Source organism: Microcystis sp. M53598_WE2 (genome assembly GCF_030067735.1).
Lineage (GTDB): Bacteria > Cyanobacteriota > Cyanobacteriia > Cyanobacteriales > Microcystaceae > Microcystis > Microcystis aeruginosa.
The window spans coordinates 1-6,452 of the sequence record NZ_JASJFE010000874.1; the positions used below are offsets into that span (position 1 = coordinate 1).

Sequence of the window (6,452 nt, forward strand, 5' to 3'; positions counted from 1 at the left end):
CAGTCAATGAAAATCTTGATTTTTTCCTACCATTTCGTGAGAAATTGCTCCAGAAACCAGGCATAATTATTTTCCGATTAGAACCGGAATTAACAGAAATAGAAATGCGGTTAATTTATGCTTTTATTTCTCGCATTTTTGGACTGCTAAACCACCGCTATGGCTATTTTTTTGATGTAATCGATCGAGGAATGGATTACACTAAAAAAGCTATACCCGTTTCGATGACGAATGCAGAAACTGGCTATCATACCGATAGTACAGCCAAAAACTACTTCCCTGATTTTGTTGGCTTACTGTGTCTTGCTGCCGCGGATGAGGGAGGAGATTCCCTGGTAGTAAACGCCGCCAATTTGTATCAATATTTCCAGCAAAACCATACAGACCTAGTTCCCTATCTTTACGAACCTTTGGCGCGGGATGTGATTACACCTGGAGAGATTAATTCTCAAGAAGCTATTCAAAATAATAATTTCCCCTTATTCTCAACAGATTCTCGGGGTCTGGTTTTTCGTTATATGCGGTACTGGATTGAAGTCGCTTACTCCAAACTGGAAATAGCGCAACCGGAAGCTATCACAAAAACACTCGACATCATCGACGACTTTTTTTCAAAACCAGAAAATACAGTCCGCTTCAAAATGGAAAAAGGTGATGTATTTTACGTTAATAATCGCTTTTTATGCCACAATAGAACCGCTTTTAAAAATTCAGGAAAACCTCGACAGATGGTGCGTAGTTGGATTAACCTTTAAACAAAATATGTCCAAGGGAGAAAGTAAACCGGTCAAGGTACCGAGTACAATGACCTCAGCTTCCTTGTCATCCCTTCAGGGGTTCAAACTCACCTTAAAAAACTTTCGGTCGGCCTAAAGTAGTGATATAGATAACTGCTTCATCGGAGGGAATTCCTAACACTTCATTAACTTGATCATCAAAAAAACCACCGATACCACTAACCCCTAACCCCAGATGAATAGCCGCTAAATTTAATCTCTGTCCCAAATGGCCCGCATCTGCATGAAGATAACGATAAACTCGATCGCCATATTTAGCCACTGCTTTTGACAGATCCGCCGTATGAAAAACCACAGCGGCCGCATCCCGTCCCAAATCCTGACCTAAACAGAGATAATGTAACTCTTGCCGGAAATTTTTAAAGCGAATTTGCCGCAATTCTTGGGCTTTAGGAGCATAATAATAACAGCCTTCCTCTAATCCAGTTACTGCCGAAACAGCGATAAAAGTTTCCAATAAATCTAGATCGAAATAATCGGGATTGGGATCGAGATTTTGGCCGGCATAATCTTGGGGTTGATAGGTGAAATGCAGCAGCGCTCGCAATTCGTCTAAACTGAGACTGGCGCCACTATAAGCGCGGGTAGATCTGCGTTTAAGAATCGTACTTTCCAGATCGATTAAATCTTCCCCCCAATTGACGGGACGGGATGTCACGGAAACTTTTAGACAAAAAGGAAAATTATATTTATCTTCCCAATTAGAGGGGGTAACAGTTGCTTCTATCTTCTCATCTGTAGCTATGATAGTGGCTCGGTGTAGGGAGTTTAATAATTCTCCCTCGGGAATTTCGGGATAAAGAGTCGTGGTTGCCGAAGGGAGTGCCGTGGTACTATGGGGGAGATTTTGCCGGATATTGAGCAGATCTGCCAAAGGAATCACCGTCATGACACTTTCTTTCTCGGAATCAAGATAAAGTAATTCATTCATCTGACTATCGTTAAAACCACCGATTAAATGGGCCCGATAGTCATTAATCGAGGCTGATAGCTCAATATTGCCCAATAAATGCCCTGTATCGAGGAAAATACGCCGATAAGCTCGATCCTCGTAGCGCCAAGCAGACCGATAAAAAATGGCACTGGTAACTAAAGCGATATCGGTATTTTCTAAAACAGGATTCCAGAAACAAGCAGATTGTAGGTTCGTCCAGACATCACTTTCCCAGAATAAAAGCAGCGAGTGACTTTGACCTTGATAACTGTAGAGACCGGCGGGTAAAAATTCCGTGCCACGGGAGATCAGATAGACCTCGGCGGGGTATAATCCACCAGCAGAGGGTGCGGAACGTAGGTACAAGGGACTCCCCATAGTGGCGATTTTGGCAGTTAACCCATAGCTACAGCCCAAAATTCGCGATATACGTCGCCAAAAGTCTCCTTTTTGGGGAACCGTTTGACGGGAGAGGTAGGGTTTGAGATCGAACGTCTGACAGATTTTGTATTCTTTGAAGGGATGGGGTTGTTGACTCCAATCAAGACCTTTACTTTTTGAGGCGATCGTCTGGGGGTCGTATTTGGTACGCTCGTGGTAGTATTGGGCGATCGAGATTGGCTGATCTGGCATGATAAAGATAGGCTGTCTAAGCTTTACTTTTTAGTGTAATATCGATGACCCCCAAAAAATCAACCAGCCAGAGAGTCGATCGGCTAAAAGTAAAGATAATTACAAATTTCACCTACATAAAATCTATGGAAATTATCGCTGTTTTACTGGGAGTTTTCGGTTTAGGGACAGGTGCGGGTTTATTAGTCATCCGTAACTATTACCACATCTGTCAACCGAGTGAAGTCTTAATTTTTGCCGGTAGTCGTCGTCCCACGGCCACGGGCAAAACCATCGGTTATCGTTTGGTAAAAGGGGGCAGCAGTATTCGTTTACCTATGCTAGAACAAGTGTATCGAATGGACCTGACCAACATGATCATCGATCTCAGGGTGGTTAATGCCTATTCTAAGGGCGGTGTGCCGTTGATCGTCACCGGGGTGGCGAATATTAAAATTGCCGGGGAAGAACCGATTATTCACAATGCGATCGAGCGTTTATTGGGCAAGAAACGCAAGGAAATTGAACAATTGGCTAAAGAAACCCTAGAGGGCAATTTGCGCGGTGTCTTGGCCAATTTAACCCCAGAACAAGCGAACTCCGATCAGATCGCTTTTGCCAAAAGTCTCCTGGAAGAAGCGGAACAGGATCTGGAAAAATTGGGTTTAGTTTTGGATAGTTTGCAGATCCAGAATATCTCCGATGAGGTGCGTTATCTCGATTCGATCGGACGGAAGCAAAAAGCCGAATTACAGAGAGATGCCCGGATAGCAGAAGCAAAAGCCCGAAAAACATCGATTATCAAGGATTCCGAGAATCTACGCCTAACCGCTTTGCGTCGTATCCAAAAAGATTTAGAAATAGCCAAAGCTGACGCAGAAAAACGGGTGCGCGACACTCAAACTAAGCGCGGCGCCATGATTGCCGAGGTAGAATCGGTGGTTATGTCCGATTTAGCTAAAGTACAGGCAGAAGTGGCGGTACAAACTGCCCGAATTAAGCAGGTGAAACAGCAATTACAGGCAGATGTGATCGCCCCTGCGGCCGCGGAATGTCAACAAGCGATCGCCAAAGCCCGGGGGGAAGCGGCCAAAATTATCGAACAGGGGAAAGCGCAAGCGGAAGGAACCAAAAAACTGGCGGCATCTTGGCAAGGAGCGGGAAATAACGCTAAAAACATCTTTTTATACCAAAAATTGGAGTTATTGCTGAAATTAATGGTCGCTAGTGTCCCAGAAGTGCAGGTGCAAACGGTGACGGTAGTGGACGGAGGTGATGGTAATCTTGTCCCGAAAATGACTGCCTTTGCTGAACAATTGCGTCAAGCTACCGGAGTGGATCTGGTACAAATTGCTAATCGCCTAGCACAAACCGAGCCATCTGTCAAGGGTAAAGAGACAAATTTTGATTTTAAACAATTGCCCTCTTGAATCAGTTATCAGTGATCAGTTATCAGTTATCAGTAGGAGGATAGAGTATTAAGTGAGCAGTATTAAATGGCAGTAAAAGTCCTGTCTGTTCACTGATTACTGATTACTGATTACTGATTATCGTCCACTAGAATGTTAATCAAGTTTGGAGACCACCGCCATGGATGACTTAATTAATGCTCCCTCCCCTTCTCCCCAAGACCTAGAAATGACGCGGACTCCCCCCTGGGGAACGGTGACGGTATTGGAGGAAGGCCCCCGGTATCGCATCAATCGCATTGTCATTAAACCCGGCCATCAGATGAGTACCCAAATGCACTACCATCGCAGTGAACACTGGATTGTCGTCTCCGGCACAGCGCGGGTAATCTGTGATGAAAAAGAAACTCTCCTCAAACAAAAAGAATCTACATACGTTCCCATGAATACCCGTCATCGGGTGGAAAACCCCGGTTCTATTCCTTTGGTGATGATCGAGGTGCAAAATGGCGAATATTTAGGAGATGATGATATTCACCGTTTTGATGATCGAGAATAGGACAGTTTTCTTCCGTATATACTGTAGTTATTTGCCAAAATCTCGATCGTGGATAAAAAAATTATCCTAGTTACAGGGGCCGCCCGTTCTGGGAAAAGTGAATGGGCCGAATATTTAGCCAAAATCAGCCAAAAACCCGTTATTTATATCGCCACCTCCTCGGTGGATGAAAAAGATCAAGAATGGTGCGATCGCATTGAAAGACACCGGCAGCGACGTTCCCCCCAATGGCAAACCCAAGAAATTCCCCGACAATTAAGCGAAACTATTGATAATAGCCCATTTACTCACTGTTTATTGATCGATTCCCTCGGTACTTGGGTAGCCAATTGTTTAGAAATGTCGGCAGCCGAATGGTTAGAAATTAGCGATCGATTCTTGTCTTCCCTCAAAAACGCGGCGGTTGATGTTATTCTGGTAGCGGAAGAAACTGGTTGGGGTGTGGTTCCCGCTTATCCCCTCGGTCGTCTGTTTCGCGATCGTTTAGGCGATCTCTGTCGTAGAATTGGCACAATAGCAGACGCGGTTTATCTAGTTACCGGGGGTCATGCTCTTAATTTAAGTCAATTGGGTCAGTCTTTGTCGATAATTGGGCAATAGAGAAGTTGAGCAACGATTATCAGCGTCAAGTGATTGATTTTTATGCCCTTCGTCACGATTACGATAACGATTTTACGGAAGCTCGCGCCCTTAAATTAGTAAATTATCTCTATTTACAAAAAAGCCAATCTGTGCTTGACGTGGCAACGGGAACGGGATTTATAGCGGTCGCAATTGCCCCAAAAGTAAAAAGTGTCATCGGGGTTGATTTCACGCCAGAAATGATTGCCAGAGCCGAAAAAAAGCTAGAAGCATTAAATATCGAGAATATTGACCTAATTAACGCCGATATAGCTGCCATTGACTTTGCCGAGTCTAGTTTCGATCTGATTACCTGTTCTCTGGCGATTGCACTTTTCCCCGATATCCCGCAAGTGCTGGCAAAATGGTATCAATGGTTAAAAAAAGGCGGTTCGATCGCCTATCGGCTGCCGAAATTGCGACTCTAGTGAACAATTATCGCCGAGAAATCGAGAAAAATGCCACCGATCAGGGGGTATGGCAAGATGCAACCACCTTTTTTATCACTGCTAGTAAAAGTTAGAAAAAGATCATGAGTCAAGTTAAAACCATCTCCGGACGAGCTTTACCCTTGCGAGGCAACGATATTGACACCGATCGCATTATTCCGGCTCGTTTTTTGCGTTGTATCACCTTTGAAGGTTTAGGAGAACAAGTGTTCGCCGATGATCGAGCGGCTTTACAGGGGAGTCATCCTTTCGATCTACCCCAGTACCAAGGAGCGAAAATTCTGGTAGTTAATGGTAATTTTGGTTGTGGCTCTTCTCGGGAACACGCACCGCAAGCGATTTTACGTTGGGGAATTCAAGCAATTATCGGGGAAAGTTTCGCCGAAATATTTTTTGGCAATTGTATCGCTAATGGGGTTCCCTGTGTCACTGCCGAGGCTAAAACCATCACCCATTTACAGGATTTAATTGCCGCTAATCCCGAAATTCCCGTCGATCTTTCCTTGACAACCATGACAGTGGAATGGGGGGATTTTGTCGCTACCGTGTCTATGAATGAAGGTTCCCGACAGATGTTAATAGAAGGGGGTTGGGATACCTGCGGACAGCTGTTACAAAATCTCGATCTGATTCAATCTACCGCCCAAAAGTTACCCTATTTAAGTTTCGTCTAGGGAAACAATCTAGGCTGAGGGTGCGTTAGTAATAGATTAACGTACCCCGGCAGGGATTTTGTTGGAGATGCAGCAGCTGTAAATATTAAAAAATCTGCCCTATGACTAATTCTGATAATAATCTCCAAAATATCCAAGAACCGATTTTAAACGCTCCCGAAGATGTGCGAAAAATCATCGATCGCGTTTTAAAATTGGAAAGAGATAAGTTATACCAGCGCAATCCTCGCAATATCAATGATGATGTTTTAACGATTATTAAAGAAGTCATTCAATAATCAGTTATCAGTTATCGGTTCACTGTTTACTGTTCTTACTGTTCACTGTTCACTGTTCACTGAAAAAACTTCCCCATCATCCCCTCTATATAAATATGAAACTACTATCAATAAAGTTA

General features: G+C 43.9%; 8 protein-coding genes. 7 read left to right on the forward strand and 1 reads right to left on the reverse strand.

From position 1 onward, the window contains the following. On the forward strand, positions 1-755 hold a 755-nt coding region (locus tag PX636_RS17735), incomplete at its 5' end, for a TauD/TfdA family dioxygenase (protein WP_288118110.1). Positions 756-849: 94 nt separating this feature from the next. Here the strand turns inward: PX636_RS17735 and PX636_RS17740 are convergent. Beyond that, on the reverse strand, positions 850-2,364 hold the full coding sequence (locus tag PX636_RS17740; protein WP_002796896.1) for a SagB/ThcOx family dehydrogenase: 1,515 nt from the start codon (positions 2,362-2,364) through the stop codon (positions 850-852). A 125-nt stretch (positions 2,365-2,489) separates the two neighbouring features. Between PX636_RS17740 and PX636_RS17745 the strand changes: the two genes are divergently transcribed. The 6 genes from PX636_RS17745 to PX636_RS17770 all read left to right on the forward strand — a co-directional run bounded on the left by PX636_RS17745 (position 2,490) and on the right by PX636_RS17770 (position 6,333). Further along, complete coding sequence (locus PX636_RS17745; protein ID WP_288118112.1) at positions 2,490-3,773, forward strand: flotillin family protein; 1,284 nt, start codon at positions 2,490-2,492, stop codon at positions 3,771-3,773. Positions 3,774-3,933: 160 nt separating this feature from the next. Next, the gene (locus PX636_RS17750; RefSeq protein WP_012266501.1) at positions 3,934-4,311 is read left to right on the forward strand and encodes a phosphomannose isomerase type II C-terminal cupin domain; all 378 of its coding nucleotides are present in this window, start codon (positions 3,934-3,936) and stop codon (positions 4,309-4,311) included. Between the two features lie 48 nt (positions 4,312-4,359). Then, the gene (gene cobU / locus PX636_RS17755; protein ID WP_288118114.1) at positions 4,360-4,911 is read left to right on the forward strand and encodes a bifunctional adenosylcobinamide kinase/adenosylcobinamide-phosphate guanylyltransferase; all 552 of its coding nucleotides are present in this window, start codon (positions 4,360-4,362) and stop codon (positions 4,909-4,911) included. A 5-nt stretch (positions 4,912-4,916) separates the two neighbouring features. After that, positions 4,917-5,360, forward strand: coding sequence for a class I SAM-dependent methyltransferase (locus PX636_RS17760; RefSeq protein WP_288118115.1), 444 nt, complete (start codon positions 4,917-4,919; stop codon positions 5,358-5,360). 104 nt (positions 5,361-5,464) lie between these two features. After that, complete coding sequence (gene leuD / locus PX636_RS17765) at positions 5,465-6,055, forward strand: 3-isopropylmalate dehydratase small subunit (protein WP_002740602.1); 591 nt, start codon at positions 5,465-5,467, stop codon at positions 6,053-6,055. Positions 6,056-6,156: 101 nt separating this feature from the next. Next, positions 6,157-6,333, forward strand: a complete 177-nt coding sequence (locus PX636_RS17770) for a hypothetical protein (protein WP_002740601.1) — start codon at positions 6,157-6,159, stop codon at positions 6,331-6,333. The last annotated feature ends 119 nt before the right edge of the window (positions 6,334-6,452 follow it).